The sequence below is a fragment of the Pseudomonas sp. S2_C11 genome, from assembly GCF_054668395.1.
Window position 1 is genome coordinate 248,558 of the sequence record NZ_CP162765.1, and the last position, 22,554, is coordinate 271,111.

The following is a 22,554-nucleotide window of genomic DNA, read 5'->3' on the forward strand; positions in this document are numbered from 1 at the left end:
GGCGCAAACGAAGATCAGCGCAGGCCCACCCTGGCACGATGTTGAAACCGGCAGCGCACCGTCAGCTCATGTTGACCGGGATGAACAGACCTTCGCGGTCGACGCGCTCTTGCAGATCATTGAGCAGGCGCCATTGATTGCTCACCGAGTTGTAAACCAGCGTGCCCGCTGTCTCGGGTTTGTAGCCGATGTGGGTGACGTAGACCCGCGCGGCCAGTTCGTGGCGCTGTTTGTGCTTGTCGATATCCGTCAGCAATGCCTCGACACTGTCGTAGCCACGAGCATCGATCACATACAGCTGCAACACCTCAAACAGCAGCGAGACTTCATAAATGTTGCCGGCTGACGTCACCACACAAATGCACTCCACCGGAGTGTCATCCAAGATGTCCGGCAACTCTACCGTGACGCTGGCAATGCGCAGGCGGTTGCCCTGGAGCTGAATGTCGGCGCGCGTGACGGTTTCTGTCAGGGTACGGGTGAACAGATTCCATCTCGATGCATTGGCCGTTTTTGCCGCAGCGCCCGGTGTGGCCAGACGCAGGATGCTGTTGCTGGCGAGATAGACGTCGTAAGTCGCGCTTTTGCCTTCGAGCAGATAAATCCCGGTGTGCGGCCGCGATTCGATGACCACTTTGCTGTTCTGGGCGCCCAGTGATGGTTTCTCGCTGACCAGCGGACGGATGAATGGATATTTTCCGTTGCGCCGCTTCAACCAGCTCCGCGAGCTGAGCACACGTGTACCGGGATTTCTGGCGTCGTCCCGGTAATCGAACGCGGGCACCTGCACGCGGTATGAAACGTCATCCTGCATGACCAGCACGATGTCCCGGGCCAGAAGCGGTGTCGTGACCTTCAGGCTGTTTTGGCCACTGTAGCCCGTCGCGGCGGCAATCGTCTGAATCACGCCTTTGAAGGCCAGCACTCTGGATGGCAGCAGAATCGACAGGCTGATGTTCTTGTAGGTCAGGTGCGTATTGCCCGAAACACCCTGGCGCACTTCCACGCCATAGCTGACCACCACGTCGACAATCTCGCTGTCCTGGTAATCCAGGTAAATGGTGCGGGCGCCGGTAGCGTCGCCTGTGGCGACGAATTCGACCCTGTGCTCGGTACGTGCGACGAAGTGGCGCTGCACGTCCTGACCGTCCAGCGCCACCGTGCCACCGTTGACGATTGCCGGGGCGGGTGCCGGCCGTCCGCTGACAGTGACGGCAACCTCGATGTCCTGACTCAACGCTTCACCAGGTCGAGTGGGCAGTTGCGCGCGCAGTTCATAGCCATCGAGAGTGCGGAACACCCACCGAGCATTGTTCAATTGGCGCTGACCGTTGACTGTCTGGTAAACGTTTTCGAGGGTCAGCACATGGTCGGGGTCGCTGCCGTCCCTGCCGCGCAAAGAATTGACCACCAGTGAGGTGCCGATGATTTGCCAGCGTTGAATGACCGCCATCGGCCAGCCGAATTCGATCAGGCTCGAATGGTCGCCACACTCGATGATCGTTGTACGTGCATTGGTGTCGGCGATGTAATAGCGATCTTCGCCGCCGCCGCCCTCCACCGTGCACTCGGTACCAGAGATTGCGATCGTGTCGTTGCCGTCGCCGGCGCTGATGCGGTCGTAACCGTTGGCGGAAATCTGGTTGGGCTGGTCATTGCCCGTGATAGTGCTCGTGCCTTTGCGCAAGGTCGCAACGTTTTCAATGGAGGTCAGATGGGCGACTTCGAGGGTGTCGTTCGCAGAGTCCGGGCCGCGAAGTGAGACCTTGCCGGTTTGCAGGTTGACGTCGTGACCGATGTAACGCGTGTCGGTAATCGGGCGGACGCCTTCGAACGCAACCAGGTCGTTGCCCGAGCCGCCATCCAGCACATTGATGTGCGGCGGTTTGCTCGATCGATCCAGTTCCTGATCAGAGACTTCCTGGTAGAACGCATCATTTGTGTCGCCGCCCGTCAGTGCCTTATGGCCGTCGCGGTAGGTGAAGAGGTTGGGCCGCGCCTTGACGCCAACCACGCGGTCGTTGCCATCACCCAGGCGCCAGAACACGCCTTTGCCTTCGCCTGGGCTGCCGCTGACCATGCCTTTGAGGTTGGCGGGTAATCCGAGGCTTGCGTCGACTGCATCGTCGCCGCCGACGATCACCGCCTGGCTGTCGAGTCTGAACGGCAACTGCCCGGCGCTTTCGTCCCACTGGTAACGCCACAGTTCGACAGGGCGCAGTTCAGCGCGAAACGCGCCATTGACTACCTGTGCGATGGAGTCCTTGTAAGCACCGGCCAGCATGTCTTTCGCCGACAGTTCGAGCTGTTTTCCATAGTCACTGTAAAGCCTGGACAGTTTGAAGCGATCCATCACCTCGGTGTCCAGTTCCTTGCCGGTGAAGGCGAACCATCCCGAGCGAAGACGCTCGAGTGTCGTCAGTTCGATGTAGTCGTCGATATCGTCGACGACCCTGGCGGCCTGATAAATCATCGATCCGCCGATGAGCAGCGCAGCGGCCGCAAGGCCGAGCGGGCCGGCAACGCTGCCGAAGCCGGCCAGCGCGGCGACGCCCAGCACCAGGCTGATACCCGCGCCCGCTACACTCAGGGCACCGCTGAAATAATGATCCTGAGCTTGTTTGCCCGATGTCGCGGCGGCGGCGTTGAAGGATTTGATCGCGTCAACGATGTCGAACGGCAAGGTAATCGCGCTGGCGAACAGTCCCGCACCACGGCTCATGTATTTGCCGATTGAGGTCAGCGCAAAACCCCTCAGCACGTTGCTGCCCTGAGTCAGCATCGCCTGGCCTGTTCTGGTCAGGCCCTGCTCGATGATCAGCGAGCCGAGTTCTGCAGCGATGGATCCGCCGTAGTACAGCATTTCCAGTGCCTCGCCTTTCTTGATCGCATCGGTCAGCGCCATGTAGCTGCTGTAGATGCCAAAGGCTTGCATGCCGACTCCCGCGCCGCTCATCAAATAGCTTTTGCTCTTGTTGATCCAGCCCGGTGCGTTTTCAAACGCGTCCGCACGGTGGATTTCCAGCTTTTGCGCAGCCTTGCCCAGCTTGTTGAGACGATCCATGGCGCTGCCGGAAGCCAGCGGCGTGTCACTGATGAACAGTGGGCCGGCATCAATCGAGCGCTTGCAGGCAATTTCGTAGAACAGCATTGCGGCTATGTCATTGTCGGGGAAATCCACGGCCTGCAAGCGCGACTGCACCTGCGCCGATTGAAAATTGAGTCCGTCGAGAAATGCCTGATCCACGCTCTTCATGTGGGCGTTCGCCGCACTGACCGGTTGACCGTCAATGGTCGCCCCCAGCGCTTGCAATTCGACCCGACTGATCATGATCTCACCGATGCGTAGCAGGCCCAGATGCTTGTCCAGGGCTTTGAGGGTTTTGCGAAGCGACGGATCAATGTCAGGCGCCTGCGTCTGATTGCGCATATGGGTGGGCGGCGCATGGGGATTCGCCGAGACGTCGATGGGGGTAACTTCAAGTGCGCGAACGTGGGCGATATGGGTCGCAGGGATGATGAGTTTCGACACGTATTAATCCTTTAATGGTGTGCATGAGGATGCCGGTCTCCTCTCCGGCGTTGTATGGGCGTGCCCGGTTCAGGGCCAGGCGATGTCGTATGCAAACTCGTTTTTATTGCCTGACAGCCTGAGGATTGGCAGTCCTGCCGCTTCCACTTTGTCGATCAGTCGGTCGTATTGGAATTTGTTGGCGTGCCCGGCATGGGTCGCCGCCTCGATACGCTCAGCGTCCGCGCCGGCCTGTTCCTTGATGTCTGCGACTCTGGCGCCTTTGCTCAGGTCTGTGTTCAGTAACCAGATACGCTCGGCTGGAACTCCGCTGCGGGTGACCGAAATCAGCCCCTCGAAATCGTCGGAGGGAAACCAGGTCGGCGGGTTCTCACGCGCAGCGGAATTGAACGCCATGTTCTCTTCGTGCGGGACGACTTCCAGATTGCGCGTGTCGAGGGCGTACATGAACATTTCTGTCTGCCGCGTGCGTGAGGACCGATAACCCCGCTCGTGATCCCAGGCGACGGGACTCTCAGGATCAGACCAGTCGGATGAGGAACTGCTTGAATCATCGGCGTCGCTTGCGCCGCTGTCTGAGCTGCTGTCACCCGCGTCGCGTCCCGGATATTTATGGGTCTGGCTGTTGAAGCGCAGGTATGCGGGATCGGGGGCGCTGGCATACATCTGGCCCTGCTCGAGACTGAACGTCGCGCTGATCGGCTTGTGCGTGGTGGCGCCGGGTTTGTGGTGGTAGCGGGGCAGCATGGTGCCGTCATTCGCCAGCTCGAACGGCGTGCGCTCGTCACCGCGAAACAGTGCCGGGATGTCCGTGCGATACAGGCAATTGTGTTTGTTGCGCAGGTAACCGAGCTGTTTCAACAGCGCCTCGCGGACTTCGGGGGTCAGGCCTTGTTCGGCGTCGTACCAGTCGTGGCGGGCATTGTGCTTGAGGTTGAGCTGCTCGACCGCATCCTTGGCCAATTGCTCGAAGCGTCGCGGGTGGGTGACGTCGTCCAACAGGCGCTTGTGCGCCAGTGCCCAGGCTGGAATCGCCAGATGGTCGCTCATCTCCTGCTGCAAGCGGGTCAATTGCCTGGGCAGCAGATTGAACGATTGCAGAAAGGCTTCGCGCTCTGCACGGCTCATCTGTGGATGCAGCCAGCGCAGCGAGTCGCGCAGCAGATCGGTCAGCGGATTTCCGGTGGTTGTGGGATGTGCCCACTGTGGCGGCATGCCGCTGGCCTGAGCTTCGGCACGAAAGCGCGCGATGTCTTGGCCCTGCAAGCCATATAGCTGCCAAATCTCATGATCGGTCCACTGTTTGAGGTGGGGCGGCGACGCCGCGAATCCCCCCGACGGAGGATCTACCGGAATGAAATTGCCAAATGAATCCCTGAAGGCGAACAGGGGGGCGTCTGTGCGCGCTGCAAAAAGCGGATGCATTTCGTAGTAACCCTGAGCATCCGGCGAACGCCCCGATGGACTGTAACGGCTTTGATTGATGGGCGTTGTCGCGGGGGCGAGCCGTGCTCGCTTCGGCGCTGGATGTTCGGTCAGGCGCCAGGTGGGGCTGTCTGCGTTTTTATACAAAAGCGGTCCGGAGGGCACGCGCTCGGTCAGCAACTTGCTGCGCCATGCGCCGGTTTCATCCACGCCGACGTGAGTGGTTTGCAAAGCGCCCTGATATTCGACGTCGACGAACTTTCTGCCAACGACCCAGCGAAATCCATCGGGGTCAGCGGGCTTCATCCCACGCAGAAAAGCCTCTGACAACCAGTAATCGTTTATTGAAGTGGAATGTTCAGAACGATAAGCGCCGTGTGCCGGTAACTGAAAGATTTCGATCGCCGGAAGTCTCGGGTTTGCATCGGCGAGGGGGCTGCCGGAAGTTGTTGCGTGCAGCGCCTGGTCGTGACCACCGGTCCTTCTCGATATTTCAACGGCGCTGGCATCGATCAAGGGGCGATGTGGTGCCGGTGCGTGCGGATCAGTTTGATGCGGCGTTGTAACAGGCGTCTTGCGGGGTATCTTTGGACTCATGAATAACTCGACAAAGAATGAATTGATAAATGCCTCGGCAGAACTTCAATGCCGGGTCCGGATAAATATTGATTGTTGGCAAGTGCTCAAGCCGGGCGGATTGAATTCACGGATTTTCTATTGCGCGAAATACTTCGCCACCGTGTTCCGGCTGGACTATGTAACGCTAGTTTGGCGTCGATTGGGAATGCGGAAACGTCGGTTTTATAACCAGGAAAGTTAACCGCAGGAGGGGAAGTTTGCGTAGGTAATCAACGCCGCTCTTGTCGGAATATTCCAAAAGAGCGGCGTATAAAAAATCTGGCTTGTGAGTTGTCTGTTTTAGTAGGCGTAACGCAACAATGTATGTGGCAAGTGGCGCAGTACGAAGAAGCCGAACAGAGCAACCATCGATGGCAGGATCAGCCACCAGATCTTGAACGGCATTGCATTAAGGGACGCCTGACGTTGGCTCAACCACAGCATCGCAGCACACACGCAACTGGCGAGCATCGCCCCGGCCAATATGTCGGTTGGCCAGTGCGCGCCCAGATACACCCGCGACAGGGCGATAGAGAGTGCCGGGATGCAGGCAATCAGCAGCCAGGTCAGGCGCATGCGCGGCGGCTGACCGCGCCCGGCCAGCACGCCCAGCGTCAGGAACAGAGCGAACGCGCCAGAAGCGTGGCCGCTGGGCATGCTGTAGGTGGTCAATGGATCGCTGAGCACTTCCGGGCGCACCCGGGCGAAAAAATACTTGGTTCCGGTATTGGCCATTGCGGTGACCAACATGGTGGCGCCCGCGAACATTGCCTGGCGCCACTGCTTGCACAGCACCAGCAGAATGACGAGCAGGGCACTGAACAGCAGCATGTTGCGGAATTCGCCGATCAGGGTCAGCGTCACGGCGATTTCGTCCAGCGCTGGCTGGCGGTGCTCCTGCACCAGGGTCATCACGCCGTTGTCGAGCGCGGTGAGGTATGGATAGCCGATGAACAGACCGATCAGGATCAGCAGGCTCATGCCGCCGATCCAGATCGTCGCGCGACGATGGCGGCGCACGCTGCTGTTGACGCTCAGGCCGACCATTACCGCGATGCTGGCAGCCACGATCCCGGCCTCCAGCCAGAACCCTTCAGGCAATGGCAGGCGGAACGCCGCGCCCGTGGCCCAGCCCGGCAACAGATAAGCCAGGCTCCAGCCAGCAGCGGCCAGCAGGCTGACGGCGAAAAAACGCGGGAAGGGCATGTCGCACATCCCGGCGACCATTGGCAGCATTGGTCGTAGCGGGCCGATGAAACGCCCGACCAGCAAGCTGGCGATGCCATAGCGCTGGAAGTACGACTCGGCGCCGGCCATCCATTCCGGGTGATGGCGCAGGCCCGGCAGGCGGCGGATGTTCTGATGGAAATGCCGCCCCAGGAAGTACGAGATCAAGTCGCCGAGGATGCCGCCGAGAAAGCCCAGCAGCAGCGTTTCGCTCAATGACAGCGCGCCACTGCCGGCCAGTACCGCCACGCCGAACAACAGCACCGTGCCCGGCACGATCAGCCCGGCGATCGCCAGACATTCCACGCACGCAACGATGAACACCGCTGCGGCCAACCATTGCGGATTGGCGCCGAGCCATCCAGTGATGCTATCGAGCCATGGGCCCATACAGAAAAACTCCAGACTATTGATGATTCCGGTAGGAGCTGCCGCAGGCTGCGATCTTTTGATCTTGTTTCTTTAAAGCAGAATCAAAAGATCGCAGCTTGCGGCAGCTCCTACAGGGGTAAGCGTTTACAGAAGGAAATAATCCCGGCCTTCGACCTGACCCCGTCGCAGCGGGTTCCGCGTGCACCATTGCGCATACGCAGCGTCAACGAAGCGATACATCAAGTGTTCATCACGGCCCAGCGGAATGCCCAACCGGGTGGTTTGAATGATCTGCGCGGGTGGCGGTCCCGGGTCCTCGACCAGCAACAGTTCATGATCGAAACGCTTGGCGTCCCACATCGGCACTTTCAAACCCAGCGCCTTGCACAGCAGGGTCTGTCCGGCGCAGAGCTTCTGTGTCGGACGCGGTCGGCCCTGGGCATCGGGATTGTTCAGCAGCATCTGCGCCAGACTCGCCGGACCGCTCACTTCATCGACCCACGGATAGGCGGATTTGATCAGCACCGCATTGCCCGGTCCCTGCGCACTGAAGTTCAGCGAATCACCGCCGCGTGCGTAGTACATATAGATGTGGCCGCCATCCAGAAACAAAGCCTTACGCTTTTCTGTATAGCCGAGCGAGGCGTGGCTGCCTTTTTCCGCGCAGTAATAGGCTTCGGTTTCGATGATTCGCGCACTCAGCCACAGATCGCCGACGCGATGGCGGATGACTTTGCCGAGCAGCGCCTGCGCCAGCACCTGGGCGTCGCGGTCGAAAAAACTGTCCGGCAGGCCCACGGGCAGGCGCGCGGACTCGGGGCAAAGGGGCACGTTGGTCATGATGGGCAAGGTTGATCCAGGCTCAAGAGGTCGTGATGATAACAACGCTGAGCTTAATTACGTCTGAACGCCGGCCAAACGCAGCTCATTTCGACCATCCGCCCGTCACCGCTGTTAGTCCCGGGACGCGGCAGCTATAATCTGCCGCTTTCCTCTTTGCCAAGACCCCAGCAGACCATGACTGAGTCCGTTCTTGACTACATGACCCGATTGGGTCGCGCCGCCCGCGCTGCCTCCAAGGTCATCGGTCGCGCCAGCACCGCGCAGAAAAACCGCGCCTTGCAGGCTGCCGCCAATGCTCTGGACGCTGCGCGCGCCGAGCTGGCCGCCGCCAATGAGCTGGATCTGGCTGCCGGTCGCGCCAACGGTCTGGAGCCGGCGCTGCTGGAGCGTCTGGAACTGACCCCGGCACGCATCGACGGCATGATCGTCGGCTTGCGTCAGGTTGCTGCACTGGCGGATCCGGTCGGTGCGATCCGCGACATGAGCTTCCGTCCGTCGGGTATTCAGGTCGGCAAGATGCGTGTACCGCTGGGCGTGATCGGGATCATCTACGAATCCCGTCCGAACGTGACCATCGATGCCGCCAGTCTGTGCCTGAAGTCCGGCAACGCGACCATCCTGCGCGGTGGCTCCGAGGCAATTCATTCCAATCGCGCGATTGCCGCGTGCATTCAGCGCGGTCTGGCCGAGGCCGAACTGCCCGCCGCCGTGGTGCAAGTGGTCGAAACCACCGACCGTGCCGCCGTCGGCGCGCTGATCAGCATGCCGGAATACGTCGACGTCATCGTGCCCCGTGGCGGTCGTGGCTTGATCGAACGCATCAGCCGCGATGCTCGCGTACCGGTGATCAAGCACCTGGACGGCATCTGCCACGTTTACGTCAGTGAACATGCCGATCTGGCCAAAGCCCAAAGCATCGCCTTCAACGCCAAGACCTACCGTTATGGCATCTGCGGCGCGATGGAAACCCTGCTGGTCGATCAGGCTGTTGCCAGGGATTTCCTGCCTTCGATGGCCGCGCAGTTCCGCGACAAAGGCGTCGAACTGCGTGGTTGCGAGCGCACCCGGGCGATCATCGAAGCGGTCGCGGCCTGCGAAGACGACTGGCACACCGAGTACCTGGCGCCGATTCTGTCGATCCGCGTGGTCGACGGTCTGGAGCAGGCGATCGAACACATCAACCATTATGGCTCCCATCACACCGACTCGATCGTCAGCGAAAACCTCGCCGACACCCGCCGGTTCGTGGCGGAAGTCGACTCGGCCTCGGTGATGATCAACACGCCGACCTGCTTTGCCGATGGATTTGAATACGGATTGGGTGCCGAGATCGGCATTTCTACTGATAAGCTGCACGCCCGCGGCCCTGTCGGGCTTGAGGGGCTGACCTGCGAGAAGTACATCGTGGTCGGCGATGGCCAGTTGCGCGGCCAGGCGACGGTCTGACTTGACCGACCTCGACCTGACAGCGCCGCACACCGGCAGCGAGTCGCGCCCGCAACGCATTGGCGTGCTGGGCGGTACGTTCGACCCGGTGCATATCGGCCATTTGCGTGGCGCGCTGGAAGTTGTCGAAGCGCTGGCGCTGGACGAGTTGCGCCTGATGCCGAACGCGCGGCCGCCACATCGCGGTACGCCGCAGGTGTCGGCGCAGGACCGGCTGGCGATGGTCGAGTGCGCGGTGGCCGGATTGCCGCCGCTGGTGGTGGACGCCCGCGAATTGCAGCGGGACAAACCGTCCTGGACCATCGATACCCTGGAGTCGCTGCGCGCAGAGATGCCCGCCGAGACCCAGGTTTTTCTGCTTTTGGGCTGGGACGCATTTTGCGGCCTGCCCACTTGGCACCGCTGGGAAGAGTTGCTCCAGCATTGCCACATCCTGGTGCTACAGCGCCCGGACGCCGACAGCGAACCGCCGGATGCCTTGCGCAACCTGCTGGCAGCGCGTTCGGTGAGCGACCCGCTGGCCCTGAAAGGGCCGAGCGGACAGATTGCATTCGTCTGGCAGACACCGCTCGCGGTTTCCGCCACCCAGATCCGTCAACTGCTGGCCAGCGGTAAGTCGGTACGTTTCCTGGTGCCCGACGCGGTCCTGGCCTACATCGATGCGCACGGTCTGTACCGTGCGTCGAACTGAACAAGGCGTGCTTCACCGATACGGATCACCGTATCCCCAAGCCGCCGAATACATGAGCAAAACGAGTTACATATGACTGATAAAGATCTACCGAAAGTAAAGCGCAAAGGCACGTTCAAGAGCGCACCACTGCCGGAAGCCGTCAACACCAACGAGCCGCTCAAGGGCGACGAACTGGTCAAGATTGCCGTCGCCGCGCTGGAAGACGTCAAGGCCCAGGATATCCAGATCATCGATGTGCGCGACAAGCAGAGCATCACTGACTACATGATCATCGCCACCGGTACCTCCAATCGCCAGATCAACGCGATGTTGGACAAGGTCCGCGAGGAAGTGAAAAAGCAGGGCGCCAAGCCGCTGGGCGAAGAAGGCAAGGGCGACAGCGATTGGGTACTGCTCGACCTCGATCTGGTGATCGTGCACATGATGACTGCCTCGGCGCGTCAGTTCTACGACCTGGAGCGCCTGTGGGCCGGTGCCGAGCAAAGCCGTGCGGCCGATGCCAAGCACCACAGCCCGGAAAACACCCACGAGCATTTCACCAAGCTCAACAAAGACCAGTTCTAAGGGATTGCTGTGCGACTGCGCCTGATCGCCGTCGGTTCACGCATGCCCAAGTGGGTGGAAGAAGGCTGGCATGAATATGCCAAGCGTCTTCCGTCCGAGCTGGCGCTGGAACTGGTGGAAATTCCGCTCAATACCCGTGGCAAGAATGCCGACGTGGCCCGTTTCATCCGCCAGGAAGGCGAAGCCATGCTGGCCAAGGTCGGGCACAACGAGCGGATCGTCACGCTGGAGGTTCACGGCAAGCCGTGGAGCACCGAGCAACTGGCGGTCGAACTCGATCGCTGGCGCCTGGATTCGCGCACGGTCAACTTCATGGTCGGCGGCCCGGAAGGGCTGGCACCGGAAGTCTGTGCCCGCGCTGACCAGCGCTGGTCGTTGTCGCCGCTGACCTTGCCGCACCCGCTGGTGCGGATCCTGATCGGCGAACAGTTGTACCGTGCCTGGACCGTGTTGTCCGGCCACCCTTACCACAAGTAAGCCTGCCCTCATGTCTCAGCCGATCCGCATCAAGGACCACGAAAAGGACGCCCGTCTGGTGCGCAGCCGTGTCGTGTTCGGTGCGATCGTGATCGTGGCGCTGATCTGTGTGCTGATCGCGCGTCTGTATTACCTGCAGGTGATCCAGTACGAGTACCACTCGACCCTGTCGGAAAACAACCGCGTCCACGTGCAGCCGATTCCGCCGACGCGCGGGCTGATTTTCGATCGCAACGGCGTGGTCGTGGCCGACAACCGGCCGAGCTTCAGCCTGAGCATGACCCGCGAGCGCTCCGGCGACTGGCAACAGGTGCTCGACGTCATCGTCGAGGTGCTGGAGCTGACGCCCGAGGACCGGGTGATCTTCGAGAAACGCATGCGTCAGGGCCGTCGGCCGTTCGAGCCGGTGCCGATCCTGTTCGAGCTGACCGAAGAGCAGATCGCCCGCATTGCGGTGAACCAGTTCCGCCTGCCCGGGGTGGAAGTGGTCGCGCAACTGGTCCGGCATTACCCGCAGGGCGCGCATTTTGCGCATTCGGTGGGCTACATGGGGCGGATCAACGAGAAAGAGCTGAAGTCGCTGGATCCGGTCAACTACAGCGGCACCCACCACATCGGCAAGACCGGCATCGAGCGTTTCTACGAGCCGGAATTGCACGGTCAGGTCGGTTACGAGGAAGTCGAGACCAACGCCCGTGGCCGCGTGTTGCGGGTGCTCAAGCGCACCGATCCGATTCCCGGCAAGGACATCGTCCTGAGCCTCGATATCAAGTTGCAGGAAGCCGCCGAGGCCGCGCTGGGCGGGCGACGTGGCGCGGTGGTGGCGCTCGATCCGAAAACCGGCGAAGTGCTGGCGATGGTCAGTCAGCCGAGTTTCGACCCCAACCTGTTCGTCACCGGCATCAGCTTCAAGGCCTACGCCGAGTTGCGCGATTCCATCGACCGGCCGTTGTTCAACCGCGTGCTGCGCGGTCTGTACCCGCCGGGCTCGACGATCAAACCGGCGGTGGCAATTGCCGGTCTCGACGCCGGCGTAGTCACGGCTTCGAGCCGGGTGTTCGACCCGGGCTATTACATGCTGCCCAACTACGACCACAAGTATCGCAACTGGAATCGCACTGGTGACGGCTTCGTCGACCTCGACACGGCGATCATGCGTTCCAACGACACCTACTTCTATGACCTGGCGCACAAGCTCGGCATCGATCGGCTGTCGACCTATATGAACAAGTTCGGCATCGGCCAGAAGGTCTCGCTGGACATGTTCGAAGAGTCCCCGGGCCTGATGCCGTCACGCGAATGGAAACGGGCGACGCGCAAGCAGGCGTGGTTCCCCGGCGAAACCCTGATTCTCGGGATCGGCCAGGGCTACATGCAGTCGACGCCGCTGCAACTGGCCCAGGCCACGGCGCTGGTGGCCAACAAGGGCATCTGGAACCGTCCGCACCTGGCCAAGTCCCTCGACGGGGTCAAACCGGTGGATGAAAACCCGATGCCGAACATCATCCTGCGCGACCCGTCCGACTGGAACAAGGTCAACCATGGCATGCAGCAGGTGATGCACGGTGCCCGTGGTACCGCGCGCAAAGCGGCGATCGGCGCGCAATACCGCATCGCCGGCAAGTCCGGTACCGCGCAGGTGGTGGCGATCAAGCAGGGCGAGAAATACGACCGCTCCAAGGTCCAGGAACGCCACCGCGACCACGCGTTGTTTGTCGGCTTCGCCCCGGCCGATGATCCGAAAATCGTCGTGTCGGTGATGGTCGAGAACGGTGAGTCTGGTTCCGGCGTTGCCGCGCCCGTGGTGCGCCAGGTCATGGACGCCTGGTTGCTCGACCAGGACGGCCACCTGAAAGCCGAGTACGCCAGCCCTATCACTGCGGAGGCCCCGGCCCGTGATGAATAACTTCGATCGCATGCTCTCCAGCGAGGATGTGATGCGTCGCCGCGCGACGTTGCTGCAAAGACTGCATATCGATGGCCCGCTGTTGATCCTGCTGCTGATACTCGCCGCCGGCAGCCTGTTCGTGCTGTATTCGGCCAGCGGCAAGAGCTGGGATCTGCTCGGCAAGCAGGCCACATCTTTCGGCATCGGTCTGGTGGCAATGATCGTCATCGCCCAGTTCGAACCGCGTTTCATGGCGCGCTGGGTGCCGCTCGGTTACGTGATCGGCGTGATATTGCTGATCGTCGTCGACATCATGGGCCACAACGCCATGGGCGCCACGCGCTGGATCAACATCCCCGGGGTGATCCGCTTCCAGCCCTCGGAATTCATGAAGATCCTGATGCCGGCGACCATCGCCTGGTATCTGTCCAAACGCACCTTGCCGCCGCAGCTCAAGCACGTCGGCATCAGCCTGATGCTGATTGGCGTGCCGTTCATTCTGATCGTGCGCCAGCCGGATCTCGGTACCTCGCTGCTGATTCTCGCCGGTGGCGCCTTCGTCCTGTTCATGGGCGGCTTGCGCTGGCGCTGGATTCTCAGCGTGCTGGCTGCGGCGGTGCCGGTATCCGTGGCGATGTGGTTTTTCGTCATGCACGACTATCAGAAGCAACGGGTCCTGACCTTTCTCGACCCGGAAAGCGATCCGCTCGGCACCGGCTGGAACATCATCCAGTCGAAAGCCGCGATCGGTTCCGGTGGCGTATTCGGCAAAGGCTGGCTGCTCGGCACCCAGTCACACTTGGACTTTCTCCCGGAAAGCCACACCGACTTCATCATTGCCGTGCTTGGCGAAGAGTTCGGTCTGGTGGGGATTTGCGCGCTGCTGCTGATCTATCTGTTGTTGATCGGTCGCGGGCTGGTGATCACCGCTCAGGCGCAAACGCTGTTCGGCAAATTGCTCGCCGGCGCGTTGACCATGACTTTTTTTGTTTACGTTTTCGTCAACATCGGTATGGTCAGTGGCCTGTTACCGGTCGTGGGGGTGCCGTTGCCGTTCATTAGCTACGGAGGAACTTCGCTGGTGACGCTGCTGTCAGCGTTTGGGGTTTTGATGTCGATCCATACCCATCGCAAGTGGATCGCACAGGTTTGAATAAGGTGAAGAGTGCAATGCAAGTAATGCGTGGCTGGGCGACTCGATGCGCGCCGCTGGTTGGCCTGGTGGGCCTGCTGGGGGGCGTGCAGGAAGCGCTGGCCGGCGACTATGAAGGCTCGCCGCAGGTGGCCGAATTCGTCGGCGAAATGACCCGCGACTACGGTTTCGCCGGTGAACAACTGATGGGTGTGTTCCGCGAGGCGCAACGCAAGCAGTCGATTCTCGACGCCATCTCCAGACCCGCCGAACGGGTCAAGCAGTGGAACGAATATCGTCCGATGTTCATCACCGACGCGCGCATCGCCCGTGGTGTCGACTTCTGGCGTCAGCACGAGGCGACCCTGGCCCGTGCCGAGCAGGAATACGGCGTGCCGGCACAAGTGATCGTGTCGATCATCGGCGTCGAGACCTTTTTCGGACGTAATACCGGTAATTTCCGCGTGATCGATGCTTTATCGACCCTCGGCTTCGACTATCCTCCCCGTGCCGAATTTTTCCGCAAGGAACTGCGTGAGTTCCTGCTGCTGGCCCGCGAAGAGCAGGTCGACCCGCTGACCCTGAAAGGCTCGTACGCCGGGGCCATGGGCCTGCCGCAGTTCATGCCGAGCAGCTTTCGCGCCTACGCGGTGGATTTCGACGGTGACGGCCACATCAATATCTGGAACAACCCGGACGATGCCATTGGCAGCGTCGCCAGCTACTTCAAGCGTCACGGCTGGGTCGCCGGCGAACCGGTGGTCAGCCGTGCCGATGTACGCGGCGAGCAGGTTGATGAAGGCCTGACTACTGGTATCGAACCGGTGAAAACGGTCGCAGAGTTGCGGGCGCTGGGCTGGTCAAGTCATGATGCGCTGCGCGATGATATGCCGGTTACCGCATTTCGCCTCGAAGGCGACAACGGCCCTGAATACTGGATGGGCCTGCAGAATTTCTACGCGATCACGCGTTATAACCGCAGCGTGATGTACGCCATGGCCGTACATCAACTGTCTGAACAGCTGGTACAAGCACGGGGCGTCAAGTAATGCAGGCATTGCCTAACAATAAACCCCTGAAGCTGGTGGCTTTCGCTGCGTTGGCAGTCCTGGTCGCCAGTTGCACGACCAGCCGCACGCCGACGCAGAAAACCCCGTCCACCGCTGTCCGCGCCCAACCGGGCCTGGACATCAACCGCGCGCACAAAGACGGCGCGCCGTGGTGGGATGTCGATGTTTCGCGCATCCCGGATGCGACACCGACCCTGCACACCGGCCCGTACAAGGCCAACCCGTACACCGTGCTGGGCAAGACCTACTTTCCGTTGCAGGAATCCAAGACCTACGTGGCTTCGGGCACAGCGTCCTGGTACGGCACCAAGTTCCATGGCCAGAACACCGCCAACGGCGAAGTGTATGACCTGTACGGCATGAGTGCCGCGCACAAGACCTTGCCGCTGCCAAGTTACGTCCGGGTGACCAACCTGGACAACAACAAGACCGTGATCCTGCGCGTCAACGACCGTGGGCCGTTCTACTCCGATCGCATCATCGACTTGTCTTATGCTGCGGCGAAGAAGCTCGGCTATGCCGAAACCGGCACCGCACGGGTCAAGGTCGAAGGCATCGATCCGCAGCAGTGGTGGGCGGCCAAGGGCCGTCCGGCGCCGCTGATGCTCAATGAGCCGCAAGTGGCGCAGAATAGCGCCCCGGTCATCACCGCGTCGGCCGGTACCGTCGAGCAATGGACGCCGCCGCCGCAGCAACACGCCGCGGCCGTGGTGCCCGTGCAGATCGATGCAAAAAAACGCTTCTGCACCAGCGTCTGGCCAGTATCTGCAGGTGGGCGCGTTCGCCAACCCGGACGCTGCCGAGCTGCTGAGGTCGAAGCTCAGCGGGATGGTGAGCGCGCCGGTGTTCATCAGCTCGATCGTGCGCAATCAGCAGACCCTGCACCGGGTACGCCTGGGGCCGATCGGCTCGCCGGGTGAGATCGCCCAGGTGCAGAACAGTGTGCGGCTGGCCAATCTGGGTTCGCCCAGCGTGGTCACCGAGTAACACGTAGACCTTGATTGACGGTTCACTTGCGGTATTCGGGGGGTGAACCAGGTTGTTGGCTCGTCGAAGAACAAAAGCCCGGCAAGGGTGACTGGAGTGAGCAACTGAACACGCGATGGCCCGTTAGAAGGCTGTCTGAATAAGTTTTGCCTTCGGGCAAGTTTCCATTAGCGATTTCGAGAGACGGATGAACATCACCACCTTTGCCAAACGCCTGTGTCTGCTAGTCCCGCTGCTCCTCTCGCCAGCCGCCTTCGCGGCCGAGATGATGCCGTCGCCACCACAACTGGCCGCCAAGGCCTATGTTCTGATGGACGCCAGCAGCGGCAACGTGCTGGTCGAAAACAACGGCGACCAGCGTCTGCCACCGGCCAGCCTGACCAAGCTGATGACCGCGTACATCGCGACCCTGGAAATCCGTCGCGGCCAGATCGGTGAAAACGATCCGGTGACCGTCAGCGAAAACGCCTGGCGCACCGGCGGTTCGCGGATGTTCATCAAGGTCGGTTCGCAGGTGACTGTCAGCGACCTGCTGCACGGCATCATCATCCAGTCCGGTAACGACGCCAGCGTCGCCCTGGCCGAGCACATCGCCGGCAGCGAAGACGCCTTCGCCGATCTGATGAACAAGACCGTCACCGAACTGGGCATGACCAATACCCACTTCATGAACCCGACCGGTCTGCCAAACCCTGAGCACTACTCGTCGGCGCACGACATGGCGATCCTGGCCCGTGCGATCATCCACGAAGACCCGGCTCACTATGCGATCTACTCGCAGAAAGAGTTCTTCTGGAACGGCATCAAGCAGCCTAACCGCAACCTGCTGCTGTGGCGCGACAAGACCGTTGACGGTCTGAAAACCGGCCACACCGATGAAGCCGGCTACTGCATGGTGTCCTCGGCGGTACGTGACGGCCAGCGCCTGATCGCCGTGGTGTTCGGCACCAACAGCGAAGTGGCTCGCGCCGCTGAAACCCAGAAGTTGCTGACCTATGGTTTCCGCTTCTTCGAAACCCAGACCTTCTACCAGAAGGGCACTGAACTGGCGCAGGCGCCGGTATGGAAAGGCACCACCAGCCAGGTCAAGGCCGGTCTGGCGCAAGACCTGACCATGACTCTGCCAAAAGGCCAGCTGAAGAAGCTCGCTGCCAGCATGACCATGAACCCGCAACTGGTTGCGCCAATCGCCAAGGGCGACGTGATCGGTAAAGTCGAAGTCAAACTGGAAGACAAGGTGGTGCACAGCGCTGACCTGATCGCTCTGGACGGCGTCGAGGAGGGTGGTATCTTCCGCCGCATGTGGGATAGCATCCGTCTATTCTTCTACGGCTTGTTCAACTGATTTTGTGTTGACCTGCATGGCCCCGCCCCGATCCGGTGCGGGGCCATGTGCGTTACCACGGCTTGCGCTATAGAGGCCGTTACGCCATGACCGATACCGAAGTAAAGGCGCCAAAGATCGAATTTCCCCAGACCGATTATCCGATCAAGGTGATCAGTGATACGGGTGTTGGCAACAAGGACAAGATCATCGCGATCGTCCTGAAACACGCGACCATCAATGATGAGCGCATCGACGAGCGTCAAAGCAGCAACGGCAAATACACCACCATCCAGTTGCACATCGTCGCCACCGACCAGGATCAGCTGTACAACATCAACAGCGAACTGCGGGCTTCCGGCATCGTGCACATGGTGTTGTGATGCACGGCACGCTGGGCTTTCGCGAACTGGGCCAGATGCCTTACGAGCCGGTCTGGCATGCCATGCAGCGCTTTACCAACGAACGCGGCAATGCTGCAGCCGACGAGATCTGGCTCGTCGAACACCCGCCGGTGTTCACCCAGGGCCAGGCCGGCAAGGCCGAGCATCTGTTGCTGCCGGGAGATATTCCGGTGGTGCAGGTCGATCGTGGCGGCCAAGTGACTTATCATGGCCCCGGGCAACTGGTGGCCTATCTGTTACTGGATGTGCGCAAGCTGGGTTTCGGCGTGCGCGATCTGGTCAGCCGCATGGAAGCCTGCCTCATCGAACTGCTGGCCAGCTACGGCGTTAGCGCCGCCGCCAAGCCAGATGCTCCCGGCGTGTACGTCGATGGAGCGAAAATCGCTTCTCTGGGTTTGCGCATTCGCCACGGTTGTTCCTTTCATGGCCTGGCCCTGAACGTGGATATGAACCTGGAACCGTTTCGACGGATTAATCCCTGCGGCTACGCCGGGCTGGCCATGACCCAGCTGAGCGATCACGCAGGATCGATTGAATTTGCCGAGGTAAGTGCCCGGCTGCGCGCGCAGCTCGTCAAACACCTCGACTATGCTGAGCAGACGACCCTTACGGGCGGAATCGACTGATATGACTACTGATGCAGTGCAAACCATGATCCCGACGCTCGACGTGACCGAGCGCCCGGCCCCGCGTCCCAAGGTTGAAGCCGGCGTCAAGCTGCGCGGCGCCGAGAAGGTTGCACGCATCCCGGTCAAGATCATCCCGACTACCGAACTGCCGAAGAAACCCGACTGGATCCGCGTGCGCATCCCGGTTTCGCCGGAAGTCGACCGCATCAAGAGCCTGCTGCGCAAGCACAAGCTGCACAGTGTCTGCGAAGAAGCGTCCTGCCCGAACCTCGGCGAATGCTTCTCCGGCGGTACTGCGACCTTCATGATCATGGGCGACATCTGCACCCGTCGTTGCCCGTTCTGCGACGTTGGCCACGGTCGTCCGAAGCCACTGGACGTCAACGAGCCGGAAAGCCTGGCCATCGCCATCGCCGACCTCAAGCTCAAGTACGTGGTGATCACTTCGGTGGACCGCGACGACCTGCGTGATGGCGGTGCCCAGCACTTCGCCGACTGCATCCGCGAAATCCGCAAGCTGTCGCCGAACGTGCAGCTCGAGACCCTGGTCCCGGACTACCGTGGGCGCATGGACATCGCCTTGGAAATCACCGCCGCCGAGCCGCCGGATGTGTTCAACCACAACCTGGAAACCGTGCCGCGCCTGTACAAGGCTGCGCGTCCGGGTTCGGACTATCAGTGGTCGCTGACCCTGCTGCAACGCTTCAAGCAGATGATGCCGCATATCCCGACCAAATCGGGCCTGATGCTGGGTCTGGGCGAGACTGACGAGGAAGTCATCGAAGTCATGAAGCGCATGCGCGAACACGACATCGACATGCTGACCCTCGGTCAATACCTGCAACCGTCGCGCAGCCACTTGCCGGTGCAGCGTTTCGTGCACCCGGACACCTTCGCCTGGTTCGCCGAAGAAGGTTACAAGATGGGCTTCAAGAACGTTGCGTCTGGCCCGCTGGTACGTTCCTCGTACCACGCCGACGAGCAGGCGAAGCTGGTCAAGGCCGAGCTGCTGGGTTCCTGATTCACTGCTGATGTAAAAATGCCCGCCGAGGACGGTTCCTCGGCGGGCATTTTTTTGCCTGAGACAAGGGGCTTTTGTTTGCCTCTTGAGCTGTCTACTGTGTGTGCATGACTTTACCGCTGGAGCCCAAGGATGACCGTTCGACCGAGCCACACCCTCGTTGCCCACCGAGCCGTACCGGCGCTGCCCTCCGAAGGGACGATCGGCGTCATCGCGCCTGCCGGCCCCGGCGCCCTCGACACTGAAAAAGCGCTGCAATGGATGCGCGCGCGCGGCTATGGGCTGAAGGTGTTTCCCGGTGTCTATGAGAAGGACGGCTATCTGGCGGGCAGTGACGACGTACGCCTGCGCGATCTGCACGCGGCATTCGCTGACCCTGAAGTCGACGCGATCATTTGCCTGCGCGGCGGCTACGGCACGCCGCGCCTGCTGGACCGAATCGATTACGACCTGCTCAGCCGGCACGCCAAACCCTTTATCGGCTACAGCGATATCACCGCGCTGCACCTGGCCATCAGTCGCTACGCCGGGTTTGTGACCTTTCACGGGCCGCTGCTCAATGCCGACCTGCTGGGCGACAAGGAACCGCCTACCGTCACCTCATTCTTCGCCATGCTGCGCGGGCAAATGAAGTCAGGGAGTGTGCTCAGCCATCCGGCGGCTTATCCGTTATCAACCGTCGAACCGGGCATCGCTCACGGGCGGTTGCTTGGCGGCAATCTGGCGATGATTGCTGCAACCCTCGGCACGCCCTACGAGATTGATGTCGAAGGGGTGATTCTGTTTATCGAAGACATCAACGAGCCGCTGTATCGGATTGATCGGTTGCTGACCCAGATGCGTCTGGCCGGCAAGCTGGCCAGACTGCGCGGTGTGCTGGTCGGTGATATCGCCGGAGTGGAGGTCAACGCGCTGAATCGCCTGCTCAAGCAAACCTTTGAGCCGTTGCGGATTCCGGTGCTGTCGGGCTGGCGCAGTGGTCATTGCGACCCGAACCTGACGCTGCCGTTGGGCGCGCTGGTGCGCCTGGATGCAGGGAAGCAGGAGTTGCTGCTGGAGCAGGATGTGGTCATCCGATAATTCGGGAGGCAAAAGATCGCAGCCTTCGGCAGCTCCTACATGGGATTGATGATCGTCCTGTAGGAGCTGCCGAAGGCTGCGATCTTTTGATTTGCTCTATTGGTTGCGCAGGCTCTCAAGCAACTTGTGCGTCGGATAACCATCCGCCGGCCAGCCCAGCGCCTGCTGGGCACTGCGAATCGCTTTGCGCGTATTGGCGCCGATAATCCCGTCCGCCGTGCCAGCGTCGTAATTACGCGCGCTCAATAGCGTCTGCAGTTCGATGCGTTCGGTGCGGCTTAGCGGCAGATCATCTTTGGGCCAACTGCCATTGATCAGGCCCGCTCCTTCGAAACGCTCGGACAACAGGCTCACCGCCAGCGCATACGACGACGAATTGTTGTACTTGAGAATCGCCCGGAAGTTGTCGAGGATCAGGAACGCCGGGCCGCGATAACCGGCTGGCAGCAGCAGGGCAGCGGACAGTTGTTCGGAACCGGCTGGCACCTGCGCACCATTGGGCAGGTTTACACCCAGTTGCCGCCATTCGGCGACGCTTTTGCGAATCGCGCCATCGGCCAGGGTGTAGTTGAAGCCGCTCGGCAATTGCACTTCGAAACCCCACGGCTGGCCACGCTGCCAGCCCGAGCTTTGCAGGTAATGGGCGGTCGAGGCCAGCGCATCGGCCGGGCTGCCCCAGATGTCGCGGCGGCCGTCACCGTCAAAGTCCACGGCGTGGGTGTTGTAAGTGGTCGGAATGAACTGGGTCTGGCCCATCGCGCCGGCCCAGGAACCGAGCATCTTCTCCGGGGTGATATCGCCCTGTTGCAGAATCTGCAGGGCGGCGATCAGTTGCGCGTGAGCAAAGCCCGGACGACGCCCCTCGTAGGCGAGTGTGGCCAGCGAATTGATCACCGACTTGCTGCCCTGGAACTGGCCGAAATTGCTTTCCATGCCCCACACCGACACCAGCGCCTGGCGATCAACGCCATAACGCTGCTCGATGCTTTGCAGAATGTCGGCGTACTGATTGATCAGCGCCTGGCCCTTGCGGACGCGCAGTGGCGACAGCGCACCGTCGAGGTATTCCCACACCGGGCGGGAAAACTCCGGCTGACTGCGATCGGCGCGAATCACGCTGGCGTCGAAGCTGATATTGGCAAATGCCTGATCGAACAGCTCGGGGCGAATCCCGGCGGCGAGGGCGTCCTTGCGGAAACCCGCCTGCCATTCGGCAAAGGTCTGGGTCGGTTGAATATCGAGCGGGTCGGCGGACGGCACTACCGGCGGAATGATCGCTGGGGCCGTGGTGACCGGGGCGGCTTGAAGCGGTTGTGCATCGGCGGCGGTGGGTTTTTCCGCGCAGGCGACAAGCAGAATGAAGCTGGAGGCAGCGATCAATTGGCGCACGGGCCAACGACGGGAAAGACTTGGGGGCATGCACAGTTCCAGGGGAAACGAATCAGGTGCAGACCTTAACATGAGCGAGGGGTAGTGCGCTTCAGGCAGCCAGAAAGTAAAAAGCCTCCCGGTTGTCAGACCGGAAGGCTTCGCGGCGGTAGCTGCCTTTGCCCTTGGCTGGTCGTTCCTGGCGGCTGCGGAACAATGGCTGGGCGACGATGGATTTGGCCTTGTTGGGGCCATGCTTTGCTGGCTTTTTGCTCATGAGGGTTCTCTCGGCGTGGTGGGTTTTGCGCCGGGAATAATCTGCCGATGTGGCGCATCTGTCCAGTAGCTCATGCGTAGGAATATTCTGGCGCTTTCGCGAGCAGGCTCGCTCCCACATTGGTACGCGGTCAGCTGTGGGAGCGAGCCTGCTCGCGAATGGACGCTACGCGGTCG

General features: G+C 61.1%; 18 protein-coding genes and 1 pseudogene. 13 read left to right on the forward strand and 6 right to left on the reverse strand.

Going from position 1 to position 22,554, the window contains the following annotated elements; all coding sequences use genetic code 11:
* Window positions 1–61 precede the first annotated feature (61 nt).
* The 4 genes from AB4N48_RS01210 to AB4N48_RS01225 all read right to left on the reverse strand — a co-directional run bounded on the left by AB4N48_RS01210 (window position 62) and on the right by AB4N48_RS01225 (window position 8,014).
* Window positions 62–3,532: a calcium-binding protein gene (locus AB4N48_RS01210; RefSeq protein WP_460094659.1), complete on the reverse strand. Its 3,471-nt coding sequence runs from the start codon at window positions 3,530–3,532 to the stop codon at window positions 62–64.
* Window positions 3,533–3,601: 69 nt separating this feature from the next.
* Window positions 3,602–5,554, reverse strand: a complete 1,953-nt coding sequence (locus AB4N48_RS01215) for a hypothetical protein (RefSeq protein WP_460094660.1) — start codon at window positions 5,552–5,554, stop codon at window positions 3,602–3,604.
* Between the two features lie 321 nt (window positions 5,555–5,875).
* Window positions 5,876–7,192 (reverse strand): bifunctional DedA family/phosphatase PAP2 family protein, encoded by a 1,317-nt coding sequence (locus AB4N48_RS01220; RefSeq protein ID WP_041477718.1) that lies wholly within the window; start codon window positions 7,190–7,192, stop codon window positions 5,876–5,878.
* A 126-nt stretch (window positions 7,193–7,318) separates the two neighbouring features.
* Window positions 7,319–8,014, reverse strand: coding sequence for a DNA-3-methyladenine glycosylase (locus tag AB4N48_RS01225; protein WP_041477719.1), 696 nt, complete (start codon window positions 8,012–8,014; stop codon window positions 7,319–7,321).
* Between the two features lie 177 nt (window positions 8,015–8,191).
* On the opposite strand from AB4N48_RS01225, the gene AB4N48_RS01230 reads away from it, so the two are divergent.
* From AB4N48_RS01230 to AB4N48_RS01290, 13 genes and pseudogenes are all read left to right on the forward strand, one after another.
* Window positions 8,192–9,463, forward strand: a complete 1,272-nt coding sequence (locus AB4N48_RS01230) for a glutamate-5-semialdehyde dehydrogenase (RefSeq protein WP_056790655.1) — start codon at window positions 8,192–8,194, stop codon at window positions 9,461–9,463.
* Window positions 9,432–10,154: a nicotinate-nucleotide adenylyltransferase gene (gene nadD, locus AB4N48_RS01235; protein ID WP_024014451.1), complete on the forward strand. Its 723-nt coding sequence runs from the start codon at window positions 9,432–9,434 to the stop codon at window positions 10,152–10,154. Before AB4N48_RS01230 ends, nadD begins: the two co-directional genes overlap by 32 nt.
* Before the next feature lie 72 nt (window positions 10,155–10,226).
* Window positions 10,227–10,721 (forward strand): ribosome silencing factor, encoded by a 495-nt coding sequence (gene rsfS / locus AB4N48_RS01240; protein ID WP_016773024.1) that lies wholly within the window; start codon window positions 10,227–10,229, stop codon window positions 10,719–10,721.
* 9 nt (window positions 10,722–10,730) lie between these two features.
* The gene (rlmH, locus tag AB4N48_RS01245) at window positions 10,731–11,198 is read left to right on the forward strand and encodes a 23S rRNA (pseudouridine(1915)-N(3))-methyltransferase RlmH (RefSeq protein WP_011063671.1); all 468 of its coding nucleotides are present in this window, start codon (window positions 10,731–10,733) and stop codon (window positions 11,196–11,198) included.
* A 10-nt stretch (window positions 11,199–11,208) separates the two neighbouring features.
* Window positions 11,209–13,104, forward strand: coding sequence for a penicillin-binding protein 2 (gene mrdA, locus AB4N48_RS01250; RefSeq protein ID WP_041477721.1), 1,896 nt, complete (start codon window positions 11,209–11,211; stop codon window positions 13,102–13,104).
* Between the two features lie 31 nt (window positions 13,105–13,135).
* Window positions 13,136–14,239, forward strand: coding sequence for a rod shape-determining protein RodA (gene rodA / locus AB4N48_RS01255; protein WP_050977864.1), 1,104 nt, complete (start codon window positions 13,136–13,138; stop codon window positions 14,237–14,239).
* A 17-nt stretch (window positions 14,240–14,256) separates the two neighbouring features.
* A complete protein-coding gene (gene mltB, locus AB4N48_RS01260) occupies window positions 14,257–15,267 on the forward strand; it encodes a lytic murein transglycosylase B (RefSeq protein WP_460094663.1) in 1,011 nt (336 codons plus the stop codon).
* Window positions 15,267–16,275 (forward strand): annotated as a pseudogene (locus tag AB4N48_RS01265) (septal ring lytic transglycosylase RlpA family protein). The gene mltB and the pseudogene AB4N48_RS01265 overlap by 1 nt, the downstream one beginning before the upstream one ends.
* A gap of 187 nt (window positions 16,276–16,462) precedes the next feature.
* Window positions 16,463–17,620: a D-alanyl-D-alanine carboxypeptidase family protein gene (locus AB4N48_RS01270; RefSeq protein ID WP_016773028.1), complete on the forward strand. Its 1,158-nt coding sequence runs from the start codon at window positions 16,463–16,465 to the stop codon at window positions 17,618–17,620.
* 86 nt (window positions 17,621–17,706) lie between these two features.
* Window positions 17,707–17,982, forward strand: coding sequence for a DUF493 domain-containing protein (locus AB4N48_RS01275; protein WP_024014446.1), 276 nt, complete (start codon window positions 17,707–17,709; stop codon window positions 17,980–17,982).
* Window positions 17,982–18,629, forward strand: a complete 648-nt coding sequence (gene lipB / locus AB4N48_RS01280; RefSeq protein WP_041477723.1) for a lipoyl(octanoyl) transferase LipB — start codon at window positions 17,982–17,984, stop codon at window positions 18,627–18,629. The genes AB4N48_RS01275 and lipB overlap by 1 nt, the downstream gene beginning before the upstream one ends.
* A 25-nt stretch (window positions 18,630–18,654) precedes the next feature.
* Entirely contained in the window at window positions 18,655–19,653 is a 999-nt protein-coding gene (gene lipA / locus AB4N48_RS01285) for a lipoyl synthase (protein WP_160768663.1), read from the forward strand.
* Window positions 19,654–19,785: 132 nt separating this feature from the next.
* Window positions 19,786–20,733: a S66 peptidase family protein gene (locus tag AB4N48_RS01290; RefSeq protein WP_256810269.1), complete on the forward strand. Its 948-nt coding sequence runs from the start codon at window positions 19,786–19,788 to the stop codon at window positions 20,731–20,733.
* Window positions 20,734–20,829: 96 nt separating this feature from the next.
* Here the strand turns inward: AB4N48_RS01290 and AB4N48_RS01295 are convergent, their stop codons facing one another.
* Together AB4N48_RS01295 and arfA are read right to left on the reverse strand one after the other, a co-directional pair.
* Complete coding sequence (locus AB4N48_RS01295) at window positions 20,830–22,152, reverse strand: lytic murein transglycosylase (protein ID WP_056790645.1); 1,323 nt, start codon at window positions 22,150–22,152, stop codon at window positions 20,830–20,832.
* 61 nt (window positions 22,153–22,213) lie between these two features.
* Window positions 22,214–22,378: an alternative ribosome rescue factor ArfA gene (arfA, locus tag AB4N48_RS01300; RefSeq protein ID WP_016773035.1), complete on the reverse strand. Its 165-nt coding sequence runs from the start codon at window positions 22,376–22,378 to the stop codon at window positions 22,214–22,216.
* Between the last annotated feature and the right edge of the window lie 176 nt (window positions 22,379–22,554).